This window comes from Lancefieldella sp., assembly GCF_057237245.1.
Genome location: NZ_DBHHJM010000001.1, coordinates 45,771 through 70,545 on the forward strand (window position 1 = coordinate 45,771; position 24,775 = coordinate 70,545).

Here is a 24,775-nt window from a genome sequence, read left to right on the forward strand (position 1 = left end):
GTAGCTCACTCCTATAACTGCAGTGCCGTATAAGAGCCTAGCAGTTTTACTTCTTCAGGAGTGTGAGTTACCCAAATTACAACTTTTGATTCAACGAACGGTTTAACAAAGGCAATAACCTGCTGCTTAAGTGCTTCATCTAATCCCTTGAGCGGTTCATCAAAGAGTAAGATATCTGCATCAGCAAAGAGTGTGCGCAAAAGTGCAACACGTCTCTTTTGTCCACCAGAAAGCTCTGAGACAGGCTTGTTTTCTGTTCCTTCAAGCCCAACTGCACAAAGCGCCTCTTGAATACGCTCACGTGCATTTTGTTTTTGCTTCTGTGAGTGCGCTTTTATGGCAAGCATGATATTTGCCCTGACGCTCAAGTTTTCTAGCAGCCTATCCTCTTGAAACATCATGACTGTTTTAGCCTGAGGAGATTTACTTACTGTGCCTGAGTCAGCTGCTTCAAGGCCGCAAAGGATACGAAGAAGTGTTGTTTTACCTGCTCCAGAGGGATCAGAGAGTACGTATACTCCCCTGCCAAACTTGTAGGAAAAGTCATTAAGGACAACTGTATTGCCAAACGATTTAGTGATGTTTTTTACCTCAAGCAAATGCCCAGATGTGTGCGCGTAATTTGTTGTATTCATACTCATGAGCAGCTCTTTTCTAACCTTGCGGCTACCCATGAAACTAACCGCATCACGATTTTCTCACCAAGTGCGCTCATCACAATAACCACAAGCGTCCATGCAAAAAGGGCTGGTGTATCCAGGTACACCTTAGCGTTGTAGAGGTGCTCGCCAATAGAGAATGTGGGAAGGCCAATGACCTCGGCAGCAATTCCCGATTTCCAGCAAAAGCCCATAGCAAGTGAGGTTGCTGTCTTAAGCGAAGGCATAAGTTGCGACAAATAAATTGCCTTAATGCGTTGCCATCCGTGAATCTGGTACACATCGGCCATCTCAATAAGCTGCTGATCAGTGCTAAGAAGACCCTCAAGTACCGCAATGTAGATGATGGGAAGCGCCATCAAAAATGAAATTGAAATTGAGAGGTAGGGCGTGCGAACCCAGATAAGCAGCAAGATGACAAACGAGGCCACGGGAATTGATTTAATCGTAGAAATCAGCGGCTCAAAAAGAATCTTAATCAGCTTGTACTTAAAACTCAAAAACGCCAGCAAGGAGCCGACGGTAAAAGCAAGCGCTCCACCAGCAAAAATACGTAAAAGAGAAAGACCAATAGAAACCCAAAATTCGCGTAATTGAGCTAGCGAGAAAAGCGTCTGGATGGTCTGAACAGGTGAAGTTAAAACAATATCTTGGTTGATGACAACTGCAGCAACCTGCCATACGGCAAGCCAAAACGCCAGAGCTCCTAAACGAACTGCCGAGGCAGCACCTGTTGTGGCATTGCCTCGGTCAGAAATACTATCGTTTATGTGCGGATTATGCGCCAAAGTAGAAATCGTCTCCAGGAACCTGTCCGCCTACTGACTGAGGATTTGCTTCAGCCAGAATGCCTAAGTAACTTGAAAGCGCACTCTTCATATCTGCGGCATCAATATACGTAATATTACACTTAGGCAGCGCAACCTTAGCGATAGGCTCTGGAACAATACCGTATTTGCCCACAAGTGTGGCCGCATCGTCTGGATGGTCAACCGCAAATGCAACAGAGTCTTTGTAGTGAGAAAGCAAAGCGGTCACAGCATCTGGAGAATCAGAAATCAGCTTTGAAGAAATAATGGTCACGCCAGCAATCAGCTTGCTCTGAGGATTGACTGCCTCCCACTCAGCACCAAGGTCAATGGCAACGCGAATCTGGTTGTTCTTAGTTTGCGCCACTGTTACAAAAGGCTGTGGAAGCAGCGCAATTCCCTCTGGATCTTGCGCAAGAGCAGCAACGCACTCGGTATGCTCGCTCTTCCACTCTACCTGGACATCCTCGCCAAATGTCATGCCGTTTTTACTGAGTAGGTAAGACAGCGTGTACTCTGGGACAGCACCCTTACCGGAAGCGTAGAGCGTCTTTCCCTTGAGGTCAGCAAGCTTAGAAATAGTGCTACCTGTCTCAACAATGTAGAGAACATTCAGCACGTTGAGGCAAGCTACCTTATAGGCGCCCTTAGTCTTATTGAACAGCGTAGCTGCAAGGTTTGCAGGAATAGAAGCAACGTCTACATCGCCCTGAGCAACCTTAGCAACTACCTGATCAGGGGCATCCAAAATCTCAAACGAGTAGTTGTTATCGGTAATGTTTTGCGCCTCAACCTCGCTCATGAACTTAACCAAGCCCATAGCAGTAGGTCCTTTGAGCGTTGCAACTTTTACCGCAACAGGATCAGATTTCTTAGCCTCTTCTTTTGTGGCATCCTGAGACTTCTCTTGGTCTGTTCCCTTGCAGCCAAACAGTGCTGTAGCTGGAATAAGACCTGCAAGCTTAAGGAACGAACGTCTATCCATGAATCACTCCTGACTCGAAAAGTTAACTACGGCTACCTTATCACGTCTATAGCAAAATTCATACGATATACAGCATATCTTGCAAACTCTTTGATACATCCATAAGAGCAAGCTGTACCCATGGCGAGAAGAACTAGTTCTTCTCGCCATATCCAAGGACGTACGCGCGGCACAGATTCTCGGTGCCGATGATTGCATCAATGTGGCAACGCTCGCGACCGTGAGTGTTGAGGCATGCTGGACCAAATGCGCCACTCTTCAGATCATTACCAGAGAAGTACGCAGCGTTTGCGTCAGTTGAGAAGTGGAAGGCAACCTGCTGATTCCACTTTTCTGGCTCAACAACCTCCTGCGCGCAGGCAATAAGCTTGTTGGAAACTTCCCAATCGTAAGGCGAACGAATATCAGAAACAATGATGCCTACGTGGTGTTCATTTGAATTGTAGTCTGGACCAATGAGGGTAATGTCCAGCGATACGTACTCATCTACCTCAACAGGCAAGAATGCGCCGCCGTGACCAATCTCCTCGTACATGGGGAATGCAAACAAGGTGTTATAGAGGGGTTTCTCGCCAGACTGTGCAAGCCAACGGAGCGTATGAAGCTGCGCTGCAACACAAGCCTTATCGTCGATAAAGCGAGAAACCATATAGCCGTTGTCATACATCTCAAAGTGTGGGTCAATAGCAACAACCGCGCCCTCAGAGACGCCCAGCGCACGAGCTTCCTCTGCAGAAGAAACGTCAGCGATAAGCGAGATGGACATGTTGTCCTCGGTGCGCTCCATGGTTCTAGCGTCTTCAAAGACGTGAACGGAGTGGTGGTTGCAGATTACCTGGCCGTCAACAACGGAGCCGTCTCTACAGACAACGTGGCAGGTCTCGCCCTCAATGCTGTGGTAGTTGATGCCACCCAGCTGACGAACGCGCAGCGTACCGTCTGAGTTGAAGCCTCGGACAATTAGACCAATGGTATCAAGGTGGGCATTAACGCCAACAGTCTTGCTGGTATCCTTGCCTTCTACCAGGACGTATGCAGTAGCCTTATTGTCAATTTGAAGCTCATAGCCTGCCTCAGCGACAAGCTCACGAAGCAGCTCGTGAATGCGCTCATAGTAGCCAACAGGACTATCGCACTCAACAAGTTTCTTTGTAGTGTCAATCAGATACTGTGTATCAGTCTCAAAATGAGTCATGAAAATCTCCTAGTTTTGTGGATGGGTGTAGAGTTCTACCAGGTGCTCCAGCATGTCAACCATGCTCTCAAGTTCTGGGACAGGAACAAACTCTCTGACACCGTGAGCATTGTAGTAGCAGGCAGAAAGATTAGCGCATGGGAATCCTCTAAAGGAAAGTTGGGATCCGTCGGTGCCGCCGCGCATTGGAATGCAGGTCATCTCTACGCCGACCTTCTCGTATGCAGTACGAGCGTTCTCAATTAAGTGTGCATACTCGGGCTTGAGGACAATATCAGCCAAGTTGTGATACTGATCGTGAATCTCAACGGAGAGTACCTCAGAGCCAATCTGCTTGTTTACATATGCTGCAGCATCAACCATCAACTGCTTGCGGCGCTCAACCTTTGCCTGGTCATGGTCACGAATAATGTAATCAGCGCGAGCAGACTCGCAATCACCATTGACGCGCTCCAGATAGAAGAAGCCATCATAGCCCTCAGTAAACTCAGGGCGCTCCGCAGGTGGAAGCAGCTCGTGGAAGCGCATGATTGCCTCAGATGCATTGATCATCTGGCCTTTTGCGGTACCTGTGTGAACGGAAAGTCCGTGAGCGCGCACAAACACCTCAGCAGCATTGAACGTCTCGTAGCAGAACTCACCAAAGGGGCCACCGTCAATGGTGTAGCCATAAGCTGCGCCAAAGGCATCAAGGTCCAGAAGAGCAGCGCCGTGGCCAATCTCCTCATCAGGAACAAACGCAAGCGCAATACGTGGGTGCTTAAGCTCTGGATGCTCCTTGTAGCGAGCAAGCAAGCTGACCAGCATGGCAATGCCTGCCTTGTCATCGCCACCAAGCAGCGATGTGCCGTCAGTGGTAACAAGCTGCCAGCCAACCATGTGCTCTAGCTGAGGATTAGTCTCTGGGCTAATGTAGACCTCTCTACCCTCACGATCAGAACCAACTACCAGCTTGCCGCCCTCATATATGACTACCTGAGGGTGAACGGGATTGCCCCAAGACTGCCAAGCCGTATCAATGTGGCAGCAGAAACCAAGAGTTGGAAGGTCCTCCAGACCCTTGCTTGCTGGCCAGTGAGCAACCACATAAGCGTGCTCGTCAACGGTTACATTTTCTGCACCAAGCTCACGAAGATCAGCTGCAACAACTTCAGCCATCTGGTACTGAGAATCAGTTGAAGGAACCTTATCTGCGGTCAACGGATTAGACTGAGAAGAAACCTTGCAATACGCAATAAATCTATCTAGCACGTCACTCATAAAAACTCCCTTAAAAAACTGCGCTAACCATATAGTCAACGCAGTTTAGAGTATCAATTTATTAACGAGAAGACCGCGAGGCTTGCGAAGCTGTAACAAAGGATTTCCAAAGTTCGCAATCAGCCTTGCTGTAATTCCATCCATATTCCGGATGCCACTGCACACCTAAGGCAAAAGTCTTCCCCTTGACCTCAGCGCCTTCAATAATGCCATCTGAGGCATAGGCAACTACCTTGAGTTCTGAAGACACCTTTCGGAGCGCCTCATCGTGGTATGAATTTGCCTGAATGTCCTCTACCTTGCCCAAGGCGTTATACAGCAAAGAGTCTTTCTGAACATGAACAGCATGAGCTGGATGATACAGATTTGCTGAGTGAGTCCAGAATGCATGATTTTCTGCTGGCTCCATGGTATGCAGATCTTGTACAAGCGTACCGCCCAGCACAACATTTAAAAGCTGAAGGCCACGGCAAATAGCAAGTAGAGGTTTATCTGCAGCAAGTACCTGCTTTACCAGCTCAAACTCAAGCGCATCTCGTATAGGACACAAACGATTAAGGTCGCGTGGTTCTTCTCCCCAATTACGAGGATCAACATCGTGACCTCCCGTAAGGCAGAAGCCGTCACACATCTCAACAAACTGAGCAATAACCTCTGGGTCTTCTGTGAGAGGCATCATGATTGGAATGCCGCCAGCTGCAAGAATGGCGTCAAGCTGAATTTGTGCTACAGAAGCAGAATCAGAAAAATTTTCTTCAGGCATCCAGCGAGGAGTCACACAGATAAGAGGGTGCTCAGAAGCAGGAAGCTTGGGAACATCACTAAATGCATCTTTGACAATATCTGGAATAACCACAAAATCCTCTTAACACTCAGTTCTTCAAACAACATAACAGTAAAGGTTGACCCTTATTGAGTCTTTGACTTTATCGCTTTTGCGCTTTTCGTGCCACTCTAGCAAGCCCTCCTCCACAATGTTTTTTCATTAATGAAACATTTTTCTGTATTGCGTACAATTAATTTGGGTATTAAGAAGCCAGTTCTTTACATTTAAAGCTTCGTATTTCGAAGATGCAAACGGAAGGCGCCCTATGAAAGAGCACGTATTTAATAACCTTTCCCGTAAATCATTTTTACGTGGATCTTTGGCGGCTGCCGTTGCCGCCGGTTCTGCTTCACTACTTTCTGCTTGTGGCGGTTCAGGTGGCGGAGACGCAGAGAAAAAGGTGTTGCGCTTTGGTGTAAACAACCCAAAGGTAACCTTTGATACTCAGAAGACTTCTGGTTCTGTTGGTGTATCTGAGGCAGTTGCAGAGTCTTTGCTGGTACTTAATCCAGACACAAAAGAAATTGAGCCAAACCTGGTAACTGGCCTTCCAACTGTCTCTGATGATGGTCTTACCTACTCATATGAGCTTAAGGATGGCATCAAATTCCACAATGGAGAAACCCTTAAGGCGTCTGACGTTAAGTACACCTTCACGCGCATGTTCTTGCCTGCTACCAAGGCAACCTCAATTGATTCCTATGCTTACATTGAGGGCGCTAAAGACATTATTGCTGGTAAAACTGAAGAGCTTTCTGGCATTGTTATTAAGGACGACCGTCACTTTGACATCAAACTGACACAGCCTTATTCAACCTTCAACGCAATCATGGCTCAGTTCTATGCAGTTATCTACCCAGAGAAGGCCTGTAAAGAGGCTGGTGAGGCATGGGGCACTGAGACCAACTTTATTGGTACTGGTGCTTTCAAGCTTGTCTCTAATGACAGCACAACAGAAGTTGTTCTTGAGGGATTTGCTGACTACCATGAGGGTAAGCCTGGCCTGGATGAGCTCAGATTTGTCTACATTGATGATGCTAACACCCGTATTCTTAACTACAAGAACAACGATGTTGACCTGGTCTTTATTTCTCAGTCTCTTATCCAGCAGTACCAAAATGATGAGTCTATCTCCAAAGAGATTGTCAACTACACGCCTGCATCCACGCAGTTTGTAAACTTGAACCTTAAGAGCGAGAATCTCAAAGATGTTCGCGTTCGTCAGGCGCTCTCTATGGCAATTGACAGAGATACCATTTGCAGCACCATTCTTTCTGGTGTTGCCAAACCTGCTAAGTCGTTTATCCCATCTTCTGAGACTGGCTACAATGAGTCCGCTCCAGAGTTTGAGTACAACGTAGACAAGGCAAAGCAGCTTCTTGCACAGGCAGGTGTTTCTAACCTCACTCTTAATGCACAAGTCAGAAGCCAGGACCAGAACCTCATGGTTGCCCTTCAGGATGCTTGGTCCAAGATTGGCGTTACCTGTAACGTAAGTGTTATTGACTCTGGCGTTTGGAGCGACGCACGTACCAACGGAGAACTTGAGGTTACCCTCGTCACATGGTCTACCCTCTCCTTCCAGGGTGTTGAGCACATGGGCTCTTACTTCCGCTCTGACCGCGCTGCAAAGAAGTCTTCCTTCTACAACAGCACCGAGTTTGACAGCCTGGTTGATCAGGCTCGTTCAACCGTTAACGACAACGACAAGGTCCTGGAGCTTACTCGCCAGGCAGACAGTCTTATGACTCACACAGACTATGCTTGCCTGCCTATCGACTGGCCTCAGATGCCTTACGTCTTGAAGCCAGAGTTTACCGGCCTCACCGTTTTGGTTAACCCTCACTTCGATAAGGTTAAGAAGAAGTAAGCGTTTCCTTCATACAAAACAAGGGCGAGAAGATCGATTGGTCTTCTCGCCCTTTTGTGTTTGTAAGCCGTTTTAAGACACGACAACAAAATGCACTACTCGGAAATCTTCTCCTCAAGGCGCGCTTCTTCTACGGCCTTCTGAGCCGCCTCAATAGCATGTGCAACCTGAGGTGTGCGGTCAGAATCAGAGAGCGACGCGTCATATAAGTGGCAGGCGCAGAAGTGACCTGGCTCAGCCTCGATACGCTCAGGAATACGCTCGGAGCAAACTTTCATAGCCTTAGGGCAGCGCGTGTGGAATACACAACCCGAAGGTGGGTTTGCAGGACTTGGAACATCGCCTTGAAGAATACGCTTCTCCTGGATGCGCTCGTGACGAATACGAGGAATAACGTCAAGAAGTGCCTGAGTATAAGGGTGCAGAGGACGCTCAAAGAGGGCATCTTTAGTAGCAAACTCCATCTGGTGACCCAGGTACATGACCATAACAGTATCTGCAATGTGGCGAACAACGGAAAGGTCATGGCTGATAAAGATATAGGCCAGACCATGATCTTTCTGCAGCTCTTCAAGCAGGTTGATTACCTTGGCCTGAACAGAAACGTCCAGTGCAGAAACAGGCTCGTCGCAGACAACAATCTCTGGCTCAAGAACAATAGCGCGCGCAATACCAATACGCTGGCGCTGACCGCCCGAGAACTCATGAGGATAGCGGTACTTGAACTCAAGGTTAAGGCCAACTTCCTCCATAACCTCTTCAATACGAGCGTCACGCTCTGCCTTTGTCTTGTACGTACCCGCGATATCAATAGGCTCGCCAATGATATCCATAACGGTCATACGAGGGTTCAGTGAGCTGTAAGGATCCTGGAAAATAAGCTTCATCTTCTGACGCGCACGCTTGAGGTCTTCTCCCTTAAGTGAGGTGAAGTCTTCCCCATCAAGCTCAACCGTACCAGAGGTTGGCTCGGTGAGGCGCAGCACGCACTTGCCGGTTGTAGACTTTCCGCAGCCAGACTCGCCAACAATAGCCAGAGTCTCTTTGCGCCTAAGGTCAAACGAAACATCCTCAACAGCATGAACTGAAGCGTTTGAACGACCAAAAACACCGTTTTTAATGGGGAATCGCTTAACCAAGTTCTTTACGGACAAGATGGTTTTCTCGCCAGAAAGGTCCTTGACGTCTGTGTTCTTCTCTTCTGCCATGACTACTCACCCCACTCATCAGTGTATTTCCAACAGCTGACAGTATGGCAATTGTCTTCACCAACAGCAGTCAAGCTAGGACGACGATTCTTACAAATGTCCTTAGCAAACGGACAACGTGGATGGAATGGGCAACCAGAAGGCATATGCGAAAGCATAGGAACGCTACCAGGAATTGCATAGAGTTCCTTGGTGCGCTCGTCAAACGATGGAATGGACGCAATCAAGCCCTGAGCATAGGGGTGCAGAGGATTAGTAAAGAGTTCTGCAGACTGCGCATACTCAACGCGATGACCAGCGTACATGACAAGAACCCAGTCAGCCATCTCGGAAACAACGCCCATGTCGTGTGTAATCAACATGACAGCGGTGCCCAAATCTTGCTTCATGCGATCGATAATCTGCAGAATCTGTGCCTGAACCGTTACGTCAAGAGCGGTTGTTGGCTCGTCGCAGATAAGCAGTGATGGCTGGCAGGCAAGTGCCATAGCAATCATGACACGCTGGCGCATACCACCAGAAAGCTCATGTGGATATGACGAGAAGACCTTCTCTGGTGCAGGAATACCCACCAGCTTGATCATATCAAGGGCCTTCTGATCTGCCTCCTGTTTGCTCATGTTGGGATTATGAACAAGGATGCCCTCACGAATCTGAAGACCAGACTTCATGACAGGATTCAAGGAGGTCATGGGCTCCTGGAAGATCATTCCGATGCGATTACCGCGGAAGTCACGCATGCCACCACGAGGAAGCTGCGTTAAATCAGTTCCCTCAAAAATAATTTCTCCGCCAGTAATTTGTGCAGGCGGTGTAGGAAGCAGTCCCATAACTGACAGAGCCGTCATGGACTTACCGCAGCCAGACTCGCCTACTACCGCAAGAGTCTCGCCTTTTCGCATGATAAACGAGAGGTCACTTACTGCAGGAAGTGCGCCATCTTCGGTAAAGAGCGTGACATCAAGATGATTGACGTCGAGAAGAACGTTTTTCTTGCACTGCTCTTCTCGCTCCTTTTGAGCGGTCTCTTGTGCAAGTTTGCGCTCCTCAAGGCTGCAAAATTGCACAGACTGTCCATTTGGACCCTCAATGACGTGCTCACATGACGCATCTTTGGTTTCTTTTGTCTGATCACTCTCTTGTGCAAGAGCATCTGTTTTTTCTGCCATAAACGTAACCTCCTTTCTAAGAACGCATCTTTGGATCAAGGGCGTCGCGAAGGGCGTCGCCGAGCAAGTTAAAGGACATAACTGTAATGATGATGACAATACCTGGGGCAATACTGTAGAGAGGCTGTGATGCAAGGTATGGCTGAGATGCTGCAATCATTTGGCCCCAACTTGCCTCAGGTGGCTGAACGCCCAATCCCAAGAACGAAAGTGTTGCCTCCGAAAGAATTGCGCTTGGAATGCCCAAGGTAGAAACAACAATCAGCGTTGACATACAGTTAGGCAAGAGATGTTTCATGATGATGCGGAAGCTATTACCGCCAGACAGAATACAAGACTGAATGTATTCAGAATTCTTCAGGCGCATGACATCGCCACGAATCAGCCTTGCGGTGGTAGTCCACATCAAAAGACCCAATGCAATATAGAGGTTAATGAGACCTGGACCCATAACAAACATAATCAAAATTGCAAAGAGCAAGAATGGGAAGCTGGAGAAAACCTGGATGATAAAAGATACAACTGCATCCACCCAGCGACCGTAATATCCTGCTGCAACTCCTGCTACAAAGCCGATAAACAGGGCAATTGCCTGCGAAATAATACCAACAGAAAGAGAAATCTGGCAGCCGTAAATAATACGAGAAAGAATGTCTCGACCGTACTCATCAGTACCAAGTAGGTGCGCAAATGTTGGATTCTGATTCTGAATTGAAAGGTTTTGATCTTTGTAGCCATATGGAGCAAGAACAGGAGCAAGAATTGCAATAATCACCAAAGCCAAAACAATGCCCAAGCAAATCATGCCCAGTTTATTTTTCTTAAAGATGTTCCAGCTAACCTGCCAATAGCTCTGCGCACGAACTTTTCCCGTGGCAGCCTGTTCTGCTTCTTGAGCCTTGGTGGCATCTTCAAGCACAGCTTCGGTCTTTTGGACCTTCTCGCTATTTTTATCACTTGTAAACAAAGCCATTACTCTGATGCCTCCTCTCCAAGACGAATGCGTGGATCAACTACCGCGTACAAGATATCAACAAGCAAATAAATCACAACGCAGATAATTGCCACATACATGACACTACCCTGGATCAGCGGCAGGTCACGAGCATTAATTGCGTCGATAAGCAGCTTACCCATACCGTTCATGTTGAAGATCTGCTCAATGATGATGGAACCAGTAAGAATGTCTCCCAGCTGAGATCCAGCAATGGTAATGATTGGGATAAGAGCATTTCTGAGCGCGTGCTTCAAAACAATAGCGGAGCGCTTTAAGCCCTTAGCTTCAGCAGTTCTGATGTAGTCCTGGTTTAATACATCCAGCATACTGGTCCTGGTAACGCGGGCAATACTTGCTGCGTAGCGAGAGCCCAGCGCAATAACAGGAAGAACATAGGCGGAAGGAGTTTTAACGCCAGAGAGTGGGAACCACTTGAGCGTCAAAGCAAAAATAATCTGCAGTACTAATGCCACCCAAAATGATGGAGCAGAAATACCAAAGATTGCAGCTGACATAAGTGTTCTATCAAGCCATTTGCCATGGTTTACCGCGGCGAGAATACCCATCAAAAGGCCAAGCACTACGGCAAAGAGATATGCAAACACCGCCAAGCGCAGCGTAACAACTAAGGCCTTGGTCAGAAGTGCAATGACAGGTCGCTTCTGAGTGTAAGAAGTTCCAAAATCTCCACCAAGCATTTTTACAAACCAGTTTGCATACTGCTCTGGGATTGGCTTATCAAGACCCATGGTATGACGGACCTGCTGAACCGTAGCTTCATCAGCCATATCGCCCATCATGACTCGTACTGGGTCACCTGGGACAATGTTCAAGACAAAAAACGTTAAAGCAGAAATGCAAACTACAACGCTCACTGCTTGAAGGATTCGTTTGATTAGAAACGATCTCACTCCTGAGCTCCTCTCCCCTCAAGAAAATGAAGCGGCATCCAAGAATCTTAGATGCCGCTTTAAAGTTTATAGCAAGTTTGCTACTTAGTCCTCTGGAACGGTGTAATCGGAATTTGATGTATCAATATCAATATCAAAGAAGTGATAGATCAAGTTTCCAACCTTAGCGTTCTTGACGTACTTCTTAGCGACAAAGGAGTTCTTTGGCCAGTACAGAGGAAGTGTTGCAAAGTCTGTACGTGTGAGCAGGTTATCTGCGTCCTTGTAATCCTCTGTTCTCTTGTCCTTGTTAGACTCAGAGCGACCCTCAACAAGAAGCTTGTCAAACTCTGGGTTGTTGTAGAAGGAAGACTTCTTTGCAGCGTTGGTGCTGTAGAAGTAGGTGTAGAGGTGCTGATCGCCATCAGCAAACAGTGGATACCAACCAAGGGTAGTAATCTGAAGGTTACCAGCAGCCCAGTCAGTGTTCCAAACTGCGTTGTCCTCTACCTGGACATCAAGGGTAACGCCAATCTTGCTCCAGTACTCCTGGACAGCAACAAGGAGTTTCTCGTAAGACTTTCTAACCTTTGCAGAAAGCTTAAGACCAGAAACACCAGCCTCAGAGAGAAGAGACTTAGCCTTCTCTGGATCGTACGCAAAAGCAGGTGCGCTCTTGTCGTAACCAGGGGTTGCTGGTGCAAGCCAACCGCTTGCAACAGTACCGTTACCGGAAGCAATGTTGTCAACAAGCTCCTGGCGGTTAATTGCCAAGGAGAGTGCCTGACGAACCTTAGGATCGGTAAGCTCAAAGCCCTCTTTGAGGTTAAGGTTGATGAAGTTAACACCAAGGGTCTGATATGCAGTGATAAGATCCTTGACGTCAGCATCGCCTGAATACTGCTGATATAGAGAAGATGGAAGATCGCAGAAGTCAATATCGTTGTTCTTGAATGCAAGCAGCTGAGTGTTGGAGTCATCGTAGTAGTGAATACGAATCTCATCCAGGGCAGGCTTGCCATCATGGTAGTCATCAAAGCGCTCAAGAACTACCTCAGTAGTGTCATCGTTGCTCTTAATCTTGTACTTACCAGTACCAATGAGGTTAGTACCGGTACCCCAATCAGCACCAGCAGCCTCACAAGCCTTCTCTGGGAAGATGCAAGCATAAGAAATACCAAGAACGCTTACAAAGACAATGTAAGGCTCAGAAAGCGTAAAGGTAAAGTGAGTGTCGTCCTGAACAGTCAGACCCTCAAGCTCAGTAGCCTTACCAGCAAGCATCTCTGGAGCGCCCTTGATCTTGTCAAAGAAGCTGGTGGAGAGAGCCTTGGTCTCTGGCTTAAACATACGCTCAAAGGTGTACTTAACGTCCTTTGCGGTCAGAGTAGTACCATCGTGGAACTTAACACCCTCTTTGAGCTCGCACTTAAGGGTGACACCATCAGACTCAAAAGTTGGAATCTCTTTAAGCAGGCAGGTAACAAGCTCGTTATCCTCAGTCCAACGAAGCAAAGACTCGCAAACAGAGTCTGCAACACATGCGGACTGTGAGTTGTTTGCACGCTGCATATCAAGGCCCTGCTTAGAATTTGCGGAGCCGTAGCGAAGAATCTTCTTCTTATCAGAAGCCTGAGGAGTATCAGTGGAGGAAGGATTGCAGCCAGCCAACATCATAGATGCGCCACCACCAGCCGCTACCATACCTGATGCCTTCAAAAAATTACGACGGCTTAGTGAGTTCTCCAGCATGTTAACCCTTCTTTCTTATTAAAACGATTTATAAGACAACCCTGCTGGGGTTAGATAACTATACATAACAATTATCAGCATTTACCTATATATACCTAGGATGAAATAGACATGAAACATTAAATTGCGACGATAACAGCAAAATCTATTTACCTGCACTTTTTGTCAAATCATATAGGATTTACCTATATACAAAGATAAATATTGACTAAGCATTTTTGGACAGTTGTCCACTATGTCCATAAAAATATTGGCAGGTACCAAAGAGATACCTGCCAATACAAATTCATGTAACGAGAAGAACGCTCTGTCTTAGTGCTTACGCTTCATAAGTCCGGCGGCTGTCAAAGCAGATACACCCATAACCATAAGAGGCATTACCATAAGCTCTTCACCCGTATTTGGAAGCTGCGCTTTCTTCTTCTTTGCCTTCTTCTCTTTTACTGGAGAAGCAGGATTGGAAGGCTCTTCTGGAGCTGGCGTTGGTGTTGGAGCTGGAGTATCAGACTTAACAGTTAGGGTAACTGTCTTTGCCGCCTCATAGTCATTACCTGCAGCTGCAGCATTACCTTTGAAATAATAGTAATACGTAACGGAGTATGCACCAGGAGTCTTAGAAATCTCTTCTGCCTTCTGAGCAACAGTTGCTGCATCCATGGTTGCTGTATCAAGCACAACTGCACCACTCTGATCAACAACCTTAACGCGAGCATCGGCAGAACCAGCAGCAGGGGTAACCTGACCAGCACTGTGATCAACCATAGCATCAAGGTTATCGAGGATGGACCAAGAATCCTGGTTAGCGGTAATAGTGCTGTTGTGCGCCGTAACTACCTGCCTAAGCTCTGTATAAAGAGGAGTAATAACGCCATTGTTAAGATCAAGCTCGTCAGTTGAATTCTCAGAAGCATTGATGACAAGGTTACTGCCTGAGAGAGAAGTGTACGAATACTCCTGATACACATCGTCAGCAAGATCATTATCAACAGCCAGCTGCCAGCCAGGAAGATTGAGGTACAGTCCCCTATTGGAATTTCCGGTGTGAACCGAATAGCCATAGTCCCTCATGGCATTCTTAATGTTGGTCAAATCAATGTAGTAAGCACCACCGGTATACAGTGCATCATTTTCTGTTGCGCTGTGGCGATCTTCATACAGGATATTGTCAACGTGAATATCACTTGCAGAAATGTTTGGCATGTAATTCCACTCGTCCTGTGGAATAGCGTAATAGCTGCCGTCAGGCCTAATAATGACGCCAAGATATTTCTTGTTGCTGCTCAGAATGGAATTGTTTGTTCCCTCTTCCAGGACCTGCCTTGCAAACCTGACTGAAACACGAGGGTTTCCGTAAGAGGTTCTGTGGTCGAGCAGATACTGGGTAAGGCCTACATAGTTAGTGCCATACAGATTAAGAGATGAACCATTAGTGAGAGTCAGAGGAACAGTAAGTGTAATGGTCTCACCAGCGGCCAGAGTACCAGAAATAGAAACGGAACGCATCTCAGCATTGTCCTGACCAGCTGCCTGGTATGCGGCATATGCATTAGCTGCAGGCTGAGAACCAGAACCGCCGTTCAGTCCGTTAATGTTCAGGTTAATTGCAGTTGCTGCATTAGTTGACGAGAAGGTAAATCCAGTTGCACGTAAATCTGGATTTGGGCTAGAGCTGACATAGTATGTAAGTGGCAGCTGCATAATCTCGTTTACAGAAACTGGAGATGAAGAGATGTTGGTAATCTTTACCACTGCCTGCAGATTCTGATACTTATCAATATCTACAATGGAGCGGTTCATCTGAGTGGTGTCATTATCCTTATAAGCGTAGTTAGATGTCTGACCAGAAGCATCTGTAAAGTAAATAGAACGCTCAATAAGACCATCTGCACTCACAGATGGAGACACGTTAGTAGTAGTGCCGTTATAGAACGAATTGTTACTTGCAGCGTATGCAATATTTGGCATAAAGATTAAAGCTGCCAAAAATGCAAACATAACAGCAAGAAAACTGCGGCCCTGCATCTTTGATGTCATAGGCGTATTCCTCCTCAGAATAAAAACTTAGCAGTGTATTTTCGCATTAACGTACTGCTGAAGGAATGGAGATATTTGTTACTCACATAAAAAAAGAGACGCCATCTTTCGATGACGTCTCTTGACAATTACTTAGATGCGCAAAGCGTGTTACTCTGCAGCCTCTTCGGTTGCCTGTGCATTAGCCTCAGACTCAACCAGGTGAGCCTCAAGGTCAGCCTCAGCCTCAGCTGCTGCTGCCTCTGCTGCTGCACGCTCCTCCTCTGGAAGTGGAGTGACCTCAATGTCAATGCCAAGGGTCTCTGCAGCTGCCTTCATAGACAGGGAGATGCGACGACGGTCAAGATCAATCTCCATGACCTTTACCTGTACAACGTCGCCAACCTTGCAGACCTGGGATGGAGCGGTGACGTGCTGCTTAGCCATCTCGGAGATGTGGACGAGGCCCTCAACGCCGTTGCCAAGGTCAACAAATGCACCGAAGGTAACAAGCTTGGTGACAGTGCCCTCGATGATAGCGTCAACTGGGTACTTGGAAACAAGTACACGCCATGGATCCTCGGAAGTCTGCTTAAGACCAAGGGAGATGCGCTCACGGTTAAGGTCAACGTCGAGAACCTGAACCTCAACCTCCTGGCCAACCTTAACAACCTCAGATGGGTGGTTAACGTGGTTCCAAGAAAGCTCGGAGATGTGAACCAGGCCGTCAATGCCGCCAAGGTCAACAAATGCACCAAACTCAACGATGGAGGAAACGGTACCCTTGAGCTTCATGCCAACCTGGAGCTTGCCCAGGATGTCCTGACGCTCTGCCTTACGAGCCTCCTCAAGAACAATGCGGCGAGAAAGAACAACGTTGTTGCGGTTGCGATCCATCTCGATAACACGAGCCTCAATACGAGTGCCCATGAATGCACCAAGGTCCTTGACGCGACGAAGGTCAACAAGGGATGCAGGCAGGAAGCCACGGAGGCCAATGTCAAGGATCAGGCCGCCCTTAACAACCTCAATAACCTCGCCCTCAACGGTCTCACCGGCGTTGAACTTATCCTCAACTGCCTTCCAAGCACGCTCGTACTCAGCACGCTTCTTGGAGAGAACCAGACGGCCCTCTTTGTCCTCTTTCTGAAGGACAAGAGCCTCGACGTCCTCACCCAGGGAGATGATCTCTGCAGGGTTGACGTCTTTACGAATAGAAAGCTCACGAGCAGGAATAACGCCCTCAGACTTGTAGCCAATGTCTACGAGGACCTCATCGCGCTCAATTTTGACGACGGTGCCGTTGACAAGATCTCCCTCATCAAAATCGGTAACAGTGCCGTCGATCAGGCTGTTCATTTCCTCATCGGAAATTTCATCCAAAGAGAAGATGGACGAGTTCTGAATCTCACTCAAAGGTGGACCCCTTCCAAAACGGGGCCCCGGTCAACATGGTTGCTGCCAGAGTGCCAATACGTGGGCTTCTCTACTCGGAAACTTACATGCTCTCGGGGGCCAACAGATACAGTGCATAGCTTGACGCCATACGGGCAATAGGATAGCGCTCTTCGGCTGATTAAACAAGCCAAAGAGCGCTACTTTGCACAGCTATTACGCAAGTTTTACAAAATTTCTTCAAAGTTTGTTTCTTGCGAGAAGATCTTGTTGTGCTTAAGCACGAAGACGGTAGCCTTCTTTCTCTACGGCAGCTCGGTACGCATCGACATCAATGGGATTTTTGCTGAGGATACGTGCCTGGCCACCTGCTAGAGTAACCTGCGCCCATGTTCCCTCAATACTATCGAGTGCTCGAGTCACATGGTTGACGCAGTTCTGGCAAGTCATACCACCAATCTCAAATGTCTGAACATAGGGGTAATGAGACTCATCTTTGTCTTCTGGACCCTCTGCAGCCGCAACTTGCTCTGTGTTACAAGTAGTAACACCTGTTCCTTCATCAGAGCAGCAGCCTTTTTTACCTGCAGCAATTCCGTAAACACGATAAACCGCAAAACCACAAAGTGCTACAACAGCAAGAATAACAATAATATTGATTGGTGACATACAAACTTCCCTTCTGTTGCTGTTTTACTACCCAACATTTTCTAGATTATTCAAAAAATGATGTTTTTTCTCGCTAAATTTAACAGCAACAGCAAAAATCGTAATGCAGCTTAAGCAGAAAGCTTTGTACCAAGGCCGCGAAGAGCCTCAAGAGCATCGTCATCTGGCTCAAGGTTGCAGATAAAAGTCTCAACAACGTTGACTCCCTCTGCTTCAGCATTCTGCTTCCAAGTCTCCATCCAGTCACCGGTTCCCCAGTCATAAGAACCAAAGAGAGCGGTTGGCTTCTGGCCAAGCTTGCCTGCGCAGTCATTGAAGAGCTCCTCAAAATCAGGATCAAGCTCCTCATCACCCATTGCAGGGCAACCAAAAGCAAATGCATCGTACTGATCGCACATATCAGCAGAGAACTCAGAAGACTCAATAGCCTCAGTATCTGCTGCACTTGCAAGCTCTTTAGCCATTGCCTCAGTATTGCCCGTCATGGACCAATACACAACTGCTACTTTACTCATACATTTCCTCCTTCTGTGTCCAGGTTCCCCCTGGAAAACTACACATTACTTTCAATACCTCAACAAGAAATCCAAGTGCACCCCTTATGCAACCTGGTATTTCTCGGCATTGCCATACGATGAGAGAATCTGCGCCAAAGATTCCCCTTGATAAAAACGAAGCTTGCAGTGGTCTTCTGCATCTTTAAGCTGCTCCAGGCGCAAGCGTGTCTCTTCTGTGTTGTCATAGACTTTCCAAGCGCCAGTAAATAGCTCAGGCTGGCCGTTCATAAAGCCTTGAACATCTGCAAGCGGATAGCCCAGCACAAGACCAATCTCATGCGGGAACGCAGCTTTTCTTGCATGGAAGGCAAAAATTTTTGAGCGCATGCTCTTCATCAACGCTTGTACCGACTCAGTGGAATGGCCAAACGTAGCCAAGAACTCACAGTGCTCTGGTTTGGCGAGAATATCCTCAACAAGCTCAGGTCTATACGCAACGAACGATACCTTTCCACCCGAAATAGCAGAGGTGGCAAGGAGCGTTACCCCAAACAACGAGAGCTCGTGCGTAGCGTTGCAGAGAAATGCCCTCAGTGTTGGATCGGTGCAAATAAGGCTTGTACAAGAACTGCAAGACTTGTGGGACGCAAATGAAAAGAGTGCAGCTGGCTTGACGTGAGCAATAACACCAGCGGCACAGCGAACAAACGTTGTCGCAAAATCATGACAAAGCTCAGGCGTATACGCTCTTCTGCTTCCGGTAGAAACAAGCTTTTTATCAGCAGGATATCCACAGGGAGAAGTAACGTCTAGGAGCAATGAATTCTCAAAAGAAGTAAGACAATCCATACCACACTTGCTCCCTTCTTAAAAATGCGCCGCCGACTAAAAGGGAGCCGACGGCGCCTGGATTCCGGACCCTTGGAGAGGGGAAAGGTTCCGGGCTGATAAAGCAATTTTGTTAGAACTAGCTCCTGTTATATAAAAACCTTAACAAGTTAACCTCTTCTAACTATTTAAAGTGTAAGCCTTAGCTAACTAAATGCAAGAGAAAACTCAAAATATTTTCACTTTTTGACAATTCAAGACAGAAAAAAGCTCCCGCCTCTTACGAATAAGAAACGAGAGCTCTAACGCGATCTAAAAATACTTTGTTGACGCACAAGTGCGTTCTAAGCAATCTGTCCTTCAGTCAAGAGCATCTTTACCTCAGAAGGAACATTAGGGTTATGAGCTGCAGTGGTAAGCAGTGACCTTGTGTTTGCAAGCGTTACCATAAGTGTCAGAAGATTGTGCATATATGCAGCAGTACTTACAGTAATAAGACCTGCTACACCCGCAGCAATGAAAGAGCTGTTCAGCGCAACAATCGTGCGATAGTCAGCATGAATCCTCTTCATTACCTGCTGGCCCAAAAGACGCATGATTACCAAAGATTCAAGCGAGTCATTCTTAATTGAAATATCCGCAACAGCACGAGCAATATCAGTTGCATCAGAAAGCGCCAGTGAAACATCAGATACAGCTAGTGCAGGTGAATCGTTGATACCGTCGCCAACCATTGCAACGGTGTAGCCCTCCTGCTGGAACTTCTTAACATACTCACACTTATCCTCTGGGAGAATCTGTGCTACATAGTCATCAAGACCAAGCTTGTTAGCAACACTTGCTGCAACGTTTTCTGAGTCGCCAGTCAACATAACCATACGCTTAACACCAAGAGCACGGAGCTGCGTAATAGTTGCTGCTGCATCTTCCCTTACAGGATCGGTAATACAAATTGCTGCAATAAGTTTTGAATCCTCGGACATAAAGATAATGGACGAGGTTGGAGCAATCTGTGCAAGGTCGTCTTGAATTCCCTCGGGCATTGGGGTCTTCTCGTCATCAAAAATGAAGTGAGCTGAGCCAATGCAGACCTCTTTGTCGTTAACCTTGGTACGAATACCGTGAGCAACAACATACTTAACCTCTGCGTGGAACTCGTCATTGTGCTTGAGGCCACGCACCTTTGCCTCGTTCACAATTGCTCGAGCCATGCTGTGTGGGAAGTGCTCCTCAATACATGCAGCAAGACGCAGAAGCTGGTCCTCGGTGCGACCACAGAAGCTGACAATGCACTCAACATGTGGAACTGCCTTTGTCAGCGTACCGGTCTTATCAAAGACGATAAGATCAGCCGCAGCGATCTTCTCGAGGTATTTTCCGCCCTTAACCGTCATGCCAAACTTAGCTGCCTCATCCATTGCGCTACCCACTGCAACAGGAGTGGAAAGCTTAATGGCGCAGGAATAGTCAACCATAAGAACGGTCATAGCCTTAGTGATGTTTCGGGTAATGCCCCAAATACCAAAGAAGGCGAGGAAGCTGTAAGGAACCAATGCATCAGAAAGGCGCTCTGCCTTAGACTGTGCGCCAGCCTTAAGCTCAGCAGACTGCTCAACCATATCAACAATGTTGTCGATACGAGACATTCCTGGAGGAGCAGTGACGCTTACCATAAGGTCACCGTCTTCAAGAGCGGTGCCTGCGTAAACGGTTGAGCCAGGCTCTTTGGTAACAAGGCGAGACTCACCTGTCATGGCAGCCTCGTTCATCTGGCCAATGCCTTCAACAACTTTGCCGTCAACAGGAAGAACGCCACCAGCGCGCTGGTGCAAAATCATGCCCTTCTCAACCTCAGAGAGAGCAATCATAACGTCCTTGCCGTCAACGCGAGCCCAGACGTTCTCGGAGCGGGTAATCAGGCCGTCACGGAGTGCAAGACGAGCACGGCTGGCAACGTGGTTCTCCATAGCTGCAGACAGCTCAAGCAGGAACATGACAGTAGAAGCATCTGCCCACTCATTTCTTAAAATGGAAGTGGTAATTGCAGTTGCGTCCAAAACCTCAACCGTCAGCTCTTTCTTGAACAGACGCTTAACGCCTTCCACAACAAATGGAATGGCACGAAGAATAACGTAGGCATAGTTAGCAACTGCAGGAAGTGGCAGAGAACGCATAATCCAGCGGCGTGCGAATGTAGTCACAACCTCCATCTGGAAGCGGTTATTCTCTAGAGCCATCTCGATTGAGCTACAGAAGTCCTCAAGACCTGCCTCTTCTTCTCGTGGCAAGTTCAAGACATCAAAAGCGCCAACAGCTGCAAGTACCTGGTCTCTCTTGAGAGGATCAAACCTTAGCAAGAGAGAGCCGTTTGCCATGTGAACTTCTGCGTGACGAACGCCGTCAACACGCATCAGCTCATAGGAGATACCACGAGCTTCAGCCTCATCAATATGACCCAGGTCGCATTTTGCACGAATGCGACCTGAGATTTCATTAGTAATTGTGAAGCGCATGAATTATGCCTGTGCGCCCTCTGCGTCGACCTGCTTGGTAACCTCAACGCGGATACCCTCCTCGAGCTCAGCAAGGCGAGCGCGAACAGCAGCGTCAATCTTGGACTCACGGCGAGCCTCTGCGACAACGTCGTTAGCCTCGTCAACAACGTTCTGAGTCTCTGCGGAAACGCGATCAGTTACGCGAAGACCACATGCAGTTGCCTTAACAGCTGCCTTGTGAAGAGTGCCGTTAGAAGCAAGACCAGCAACAACGCCAGCAAGTGCAGCGCCACCGGCTGCGAGACACCAATTGTTCAGTTTCATGTAAATCCCCCATCTGCTTTTTGCAAATTAATCGGTTAATGACCTATTGAAGATAAAATTTTTTTACGAAAAAAACAAGTGAAAATCATTACTAATTAGTTATCCTAATGAAACAATTGTACACAAGTAATTTCTTACCTGCGAAAACGTTTCCTATGGTTAGCCATGGTGTACATATAAATTTTGTGAAGATGCCGCTCTAAGGCGTTACTTAAATTATTGATATTTGCTCATATGGGCTATCAATTAAATGAAAAAAATAACATTCTCTCTATGTCGTTATTATGAAATTTAAATTGTGTACAATTTATTTGTGTTAGGTTACAGCTACTGGGGTACACTACCCAAAGAAAATAAGTCATCCAATGCTTCGGACAATCCGTGGCTAGTTGAAAGGAACATCATGGCAAACACCAATATCTATGACCTCTCCGTAGAAGAGCGTGACGGCTCCCTAACTTCCCTCTCCTCTTTTGATGGAAAGGTTCTTCTGATTGTCAACACTGCAACTGGTTGCGGCTTTACCCCACAGTATGAGGATCTTGAGCGCATTTATACCGCATACAAAGATCAAGGCTTTGAGATTTTAGACTTTCCTTGCAATCAGTTTGCAGACCAAGCCCCAGAGTCCGATGAAGAGATTCATCAGTTCTGCACTATGAAATTTGGCACCGATTTTCCACAGTTCAAGAAGGGCGACGTTAACGGAGAGACCGCAAACCCTCTCTTTGAGCGCCTTGCAACAGCCTTCCCCTTCCAGGGTTTTGGAAAGGGCATCAAGGCTCTTGCGCTGGACAAATTTGCAAAGGCAAACAACAAGAAGTTTGGTGACAAGGCTTATATCATGTGGAACTTCACTAAATTCCTTGTAGACCGCCAGGGAAACGTTGTTGCTCGCTTCGAGCCAACCACCGATATGGCAGAAGTTGAGTCCGCAGTTAAAAACCTTCTTGCATAAGGCGAGAGGACCGGTCTACTCATGAGTTCTTCTCAGAAAGAAACACAGTCCGTTGCAGCCGCTAGCACTTTTGCTAGCGGCTCTTCTACACTCGACAACTCCCCCGATATCCCCGAGCTTCTCCTCAAAAACCAGCTCTGCTTCCCACTCTACAGTGCCTCAAAAGAAGTGGTGCGAAGGTATACTCCGCTACTTAAGCCCTTTAATCTGACGTATACGCAATACATTGCCATGATGGCGCTTTGGGAACATGAATCCTTGGATGTCAAAACCTTAGGTGAGCTTTTATTTCTTGATTCAGGTACCTTAACTCCGCTTCTTAAAAAGCTTGAGGAGAAGAGCCTTGTACTGCGCCAAAAAACAAACAAAGACGGACGTCAGCTGATTGTTTCCCTCACCCAAAAAGGCAAAGACCTTAGGCGAGAAATTCAAGTGGTCCCACATCAGATCGGCTCATGCGTTAATCTCTCGCCCGAAGAAGGCGCTGAGCTTAAACGATTGCTTTTAAAGGTTCTTTCTAACGTTACAGAAAGCTAGATTTACTATGACCCAATCACAGGTAACCATTACCTCTTCTGAACGTGAAACCGCCATTGTACGCACGAGCGCCATTGGCATTGCAGCCAATGTTGCCCTTGCGGCATTCAAAGCAGCTGTGGGCATTTTATCTAACTCAATTGCCGTTACTCTTGATGCGGTGAACAATCTCTCCGATGCAATTTCATCAATCATCACCATTGTGGGAACCAAACTATCTAACAAAAAAGCTGATCGCGAGCACCCCTTTGGACACGGACGCATCGAATACATCACTACAACAGTAATTGCTGCAATCATTATGTATGCAGGTATTTCTTCACTTTTTAAATCTATCCAAGACATCATGAATCCTGTTACTCCAGACTACAGTCCCCTGTCTTTAGTCATCATTGCAGTAGCTGTGCTGGTAAAGATTATTTTGGGTCGCTACGTCCGCTCTGTAGGTAATCGCGTAAACTCCGACACCCTTATTGCGTCGGGTTCAGATGCACTTTTTGACGCCACACTCTCTACTTCTGTTTTAACAGCTGCGCTTATATTTATCTTTACAAAAATTAGCCTTGAAGCATATGTGGGCGTTATTATCTCTGTGTTTATCATTAAAGCTTCAATTGAGCTGTTACAGGGATCTATCAAAGAAATTATTGGTATGCGTCCTGACGCTGCTCTTTCAACACTTATTTACAACATTGTGAAAGAGGATCCAGACGCAGAAGGCGTCTACGACCTTATTATCCACAGCTATGGCCCAGATAAATTTGTTGGCTCATTCCACACTGAGGTTCTTGATACCACTTCAGCTATTGAGATTGATACGATGACTAGGCGTCTGAGTACAGAGATTTACAAGCAGACATCAGGCAAAATAATCATTGCTGCTATTGGTATTTATGCGAGAAACACCACCGATAATCGCATTGTAAAGATGCGCACTGAAGTAACTGAAATGGCTTTAGCTCATGAAGGTGTTCTTCAAGTTCATGGTTTTATTGCTGACATTGAAAATCAATTTATGGCCTTTGATGCAGTCATTGAGTTTGGCTATGACGGTAAGCAAATTGTCCACGATATTATTCATGAAGTAGAGGCAGCCTACCCTGATATGAACGTCTCGGTTCTTTTGGACCGCGATACAAGCGATCTTTCTGAACATGAAGAAGACAGAGACTTGCACTAAAAGCAAGTAAATACATCCTAAAAAAGGGGCGAGCCGCTGACACCCAGAGTCAGCGGCTCGTGTTCTACGCTCGCAAGAAAGGGAGAGGGTCTTTCTTCGAGCTACGGGAACCTGAATAAAGCAAGCAACTAAATTGCTTAAAAACATAGTAAGTTAACCGAGGGAAACTTACAAGAATTTTTTCAGTTTTTTTATCTAATTTCGTAAACTCTACAAAAAGTTAGACTAAGTTTACATGTCTATGGATTTTTATCTTATA

General features: G+C 46.9%; 22 protein-coding genes. 4 read left to right on the top strand and 18 right to left on the bottom strand.

Annotated elements, in window-relative coordinates:
• Positions 1 to 11 precede the first annotated feature (11 nt).
• From ACO5GU_RS00185 to ACO5GU_RS00210, 6 genes are all read right to left on the bottom strand, one after another.
• Positions 12 to 641 carry an ATP-binding cassette domain-containing protein gene (locus ACO5GU_RS00185; RefSeq protein ID WP_484909324.1) on the bottom strand — a complete coding sequence of 210 codons (630 nt, stop codon included), beginning with the start codon at positions 639 to 641 and terminating at the stop codon, positions 12 to 14.
• On the bottom strand, positions 638 to 1,447 hold the full coding sequence (locus tag ACO5GU_RS00190; RefSeq protein WP_484809362.1) for an ABC transporter permease: 810 nt from the start codon (positions 1,445 to 1,447) through the stop codon (positions 638 to 640). Before ACO5GU_RS00190 ends, ACO5GU_RS00185 begins: the two co-directional genes overlap by 4 nt.
• Complete coding sequence (locus tag ACO5GU_RS00195) at positions 1,437 to 2,453, bottom strand: ABC transporter substrate-binding protein (RefSeq protein ID WP_484929468.1); 1,017 nt, start codon at positions 2,451 to 2,453, stop codon at positions 1,437 to 1,439. The genes ACO5GU_RS00190 and ACO5GU_RS00195 overlap by 11 nt, the downstream gene beginning before the upstream one ends.
• 133 nt (positions 2,454 to 2,586) lie before the next feature.
• Positions 2,587 to 3,648 (bottom strand): M20/M25/M40 family metallo-hydrolase, encoded by a 1,062-nt coding sequence (locus ACO5GU_RS00200; protein ID WP_484801870.1) that lies wholly within the window; start codon positions 3,646 to 3,648, stop codon positions 2,587 to 2,589.
• 9 nt (positions 3,649 to 3,657) lie between these two features.
• Entirely contained in the window at positions 3,658 to 4,908 is a 1,251-nt protein-coding gene (gene pepT, locus ACO5GU_RS00205) for a peptidase T (RefSeq protein WP_484929470.1), read from the bottom strand.
• 61 nt (positions 4,909 to 4,969) lie between these two features.
• Positions 4,970 to 5,764 (bottom strand): gamma-glutamyl-gamma-aminobutyrate hydrolase family protein, encoded by a 795-nt coding sequence (locus ACO5GU_RS00210; protein WP_484929472.1) that lies wholly within the window; start codon positions 5,762 to 5,764, stop codon positions 4,970 to 4,972.
• 235 nt (positions 5,765 to 5,999) lie between these two features.
• On the opposite strand from ACO5GU_RS00210, the gene ACO5GU_RS00215 reads away from it, so the two are divergent.
• On the top strand, positions 6,000 to 7,604 hold the full coding sequence (locus ACO5GU_RS00215; protein ID WP_484872106.1) for an ABC transporter substrate-binding protein: 1,605 nt from the start codon (positions 6,000 to 6,002) through the stop codon (positions 7,602 to 7,604).
• A gap of 95 nt (positions 7,605 to 7,699) precedes the next feature.
• On the opposite strand, the gene ACO5GU_RS00220 is transcribed toward ACO5GU_RS00215, so the two are convergent.
• The 12 genes from ACO5GU_RS00220 to ACO5GU_RS00275 form a co-directional block, all read right to left on the bottom strand.
• Positions 7,700 to 8,812 carry an ABC transporter ATP-binding protein gene (locus tag ACO5GU_RS00220; protein WP_484927054.1) on the bottom strand — a complete coding sequence of 371 codons (1,113 nt, stop codon included), beginning with the start codon at positions 8,810 to 8,812 and terminating at the stop codon, positions 7,700 to 7,702.
• Positions 8,813 to 8,814: 2 nt separating this feature from the next.
• On the bottom strand, positions 8,815 to 9,981 hold the full coding sequence (locus tag ACO5GU_RS00225; RefSeq protein ID WP_484929475.1) for an ABC transporter ATP-binding protein: 1,167 nt from the start codon (positions 9,979 to 9,981) through the stop codon (positions 8,815 to 8,817).
• A gap of 16 nt (positions 9,982 to 9,997) precedes the next feature.
• Positions 9,998 to 10,954, bottom strand: a complete 957-nt coding sequence (locus tag ACO5GU_RS00230; RefSeq protein WP_035432262.1) for an ABC transporter permease — start codon at positions 10,952 to 10,954, stop codon at positions 9,998 to 10,000.
• Positions 10,954 to 11,889, bottom strand: a complete 936-nt coding sequence (locus ACO5GU_RS00235) for an ABC transporter permease (protein WP_035432265.1) — start codon at positions 11,887 to 11,889, stop codon at positions 10,954 to 10,956. Before ACO5GU_RS00235 ends, ACO5GU_RS00230 begins: the two co-directional genes overlap by 1 nt.
• 84 nt (positions 11,890 to 11,973) lie before the next feature.
• The gene (locus ACO5GU_RS00240) at positions 11,974 to 13,620 is read right to left on the bottom strand and encodes an ABC transporter substrate-binding protein (RefSeq protein WP_484816501.1); all 1,647 of its coding nucleotides are present in this window, start codon (positions 13,618 to 13,620) and stop codon (positions 11,974 to 11,976) included.
• Positions 13,621 to 13,932: 312 nt separating this feature from the next.
• The gene (locus ACO5GU_RS00245) at positions 13,933 to 15,654 is read right to left on the bottom strand and encodes an LPXTG cell wall anchor domain-containing protein (RefSeq protein ID WP_484807340.1); all 1,722 of its coding nucleotides are present in this window, start codon (positions 15,652 to 15,654) and stop codon (positions 13,933 to 13,935) included.
• 150 nt (positions 15,655 to 15,804) lie between these two features.
• Entirely contained in the window at positions 15,805 to 17,049 is a 1,245-nt protein-coding gene (gene rpsA, locus ACO5GU_RS00250) for a 30S ribosomal protein S1 (RefSeq protein ID WP_035432271.1), read from the bottom strand.
• A 255-nt stretch (positions 17,050 to 17,304) separates the two neighbouring features.
• Positions 17,305 to 17,697 carry a heavy-metal-associated domain-containing protein gene (locus ACO5GU_RS00255; protein ID WP_484847959.1) on the bottom strand — a complete coding sequence of 131 codons (393 nt, stop codon included), beginning with the start codon at positions 17,695 to 17,697 and terminating at the stop codon, positions 17,305 to 17,307.
• 110 nt (positions 17,698 to 17,807) lie between these two features.
• On the bottom strand, positions 17,808 to 18,212 hold the full coding sequence (locus tag ACO5GU_RS00260; RefSeq protein ID WP_035432275.1) for a flavodoxin domain-containing protein: 405 nt from the start codon (positions 18,210 to 18,212) through the stop codon (positions 17,808 to 17,810).
• A gap of 84 nt (positions 18,213 to 18,296) precedes the next feature.
• The gene (locus ACO5GU_RS00265) at positions 18,297 to 19,043 is read right to left on the bottom strand and encodes a DUF3793 family protein (RefSeq protein WP_484929478.1); all 747 of its coding nucleotides are present in this window, start codon (positions 19,041 to 19,043) and stop codon (positions 18,297 to 18,299) included.
• A 323-nt stretch (positions 19,044 to 19,366) separates the two neighbouring features.
• A complete protein-coding gene (locus ACO5GU_RS00270; protein WP_484929480.1) occupies positions 19,367 to 21,535 on the bottom strand; it encodes a heavy metal translocating P-type ATPase in 2,169 nt (722 codons plus the stop codon).
• Positions 21,536 to 21,538: 3 nt separating this feature from the next.
• Positions 21,539 to 21,841 carry a DUF1490 domain-containing protein gene (locus ACO5GU_RS00275; RefSeq protein ID WP_484929482.1) on the bottom strand — a complete coding sequence of 101 codons (303 nt, stop codon included), beginning with the start codon at positions 21,839 to 21,841 and terminating at the stop codon, positions 21,539 to 21,541.
• 403 nt (positions 21,842 to 22,244) lie between these two features.
• Here ACO5GU_RS00275 and ACO5GU_RS00280 point away from each other — a divergent pair, with 403 nt between their 5' ends.
• From ACO5GU_RS00280 to ACO5GU_RS00290, 3 genes are read left to right on the top strand one after another with little or no spacing between them, the layout of a single operon-like run.
• On the top strand, positions 22,245 to 22,799 hold the full coding sequence (locus tag ACO5GU_RS00280) for a glutathione peroxidase (protein WP_484929484.1): 555 nt from the start codon (positions 22,245 to 22,247) through the stop codon (positions 22,797 to 22,799).
• Between the two features lie 21 nt (positions 22,800 to 22,820).
• On the top strand, positions 22,821 to 23,336 hold the full coding sequence (locus tag ACO5GU_RS00285) for a MarR family winged helix-turn-helix transcriptional regulator (protein ID WP_484929486.1): 516 nt from the start codon (positions 22,821 to 22,823) through the stop codon (positions 23,334 to 23,336).
• A gap of 7 nt (positions 23,337 to 23,343) precedes the next feature.
• Positions 23,344 to 24,516: a cation diffusion facilitator family transporter gene (locus tag ACO5GU_RS00290; protein ID WP_484929488.1), complete on the top strand. Its 1,173-nt coding sequence runs from the start codon at positions 23,344 to 23,346 to the stop codon at positions 24,514 to 24,516.
• The last annotated feature ends 259 nt before the right edge of the window (positions 24,517 to 24,775 follow it).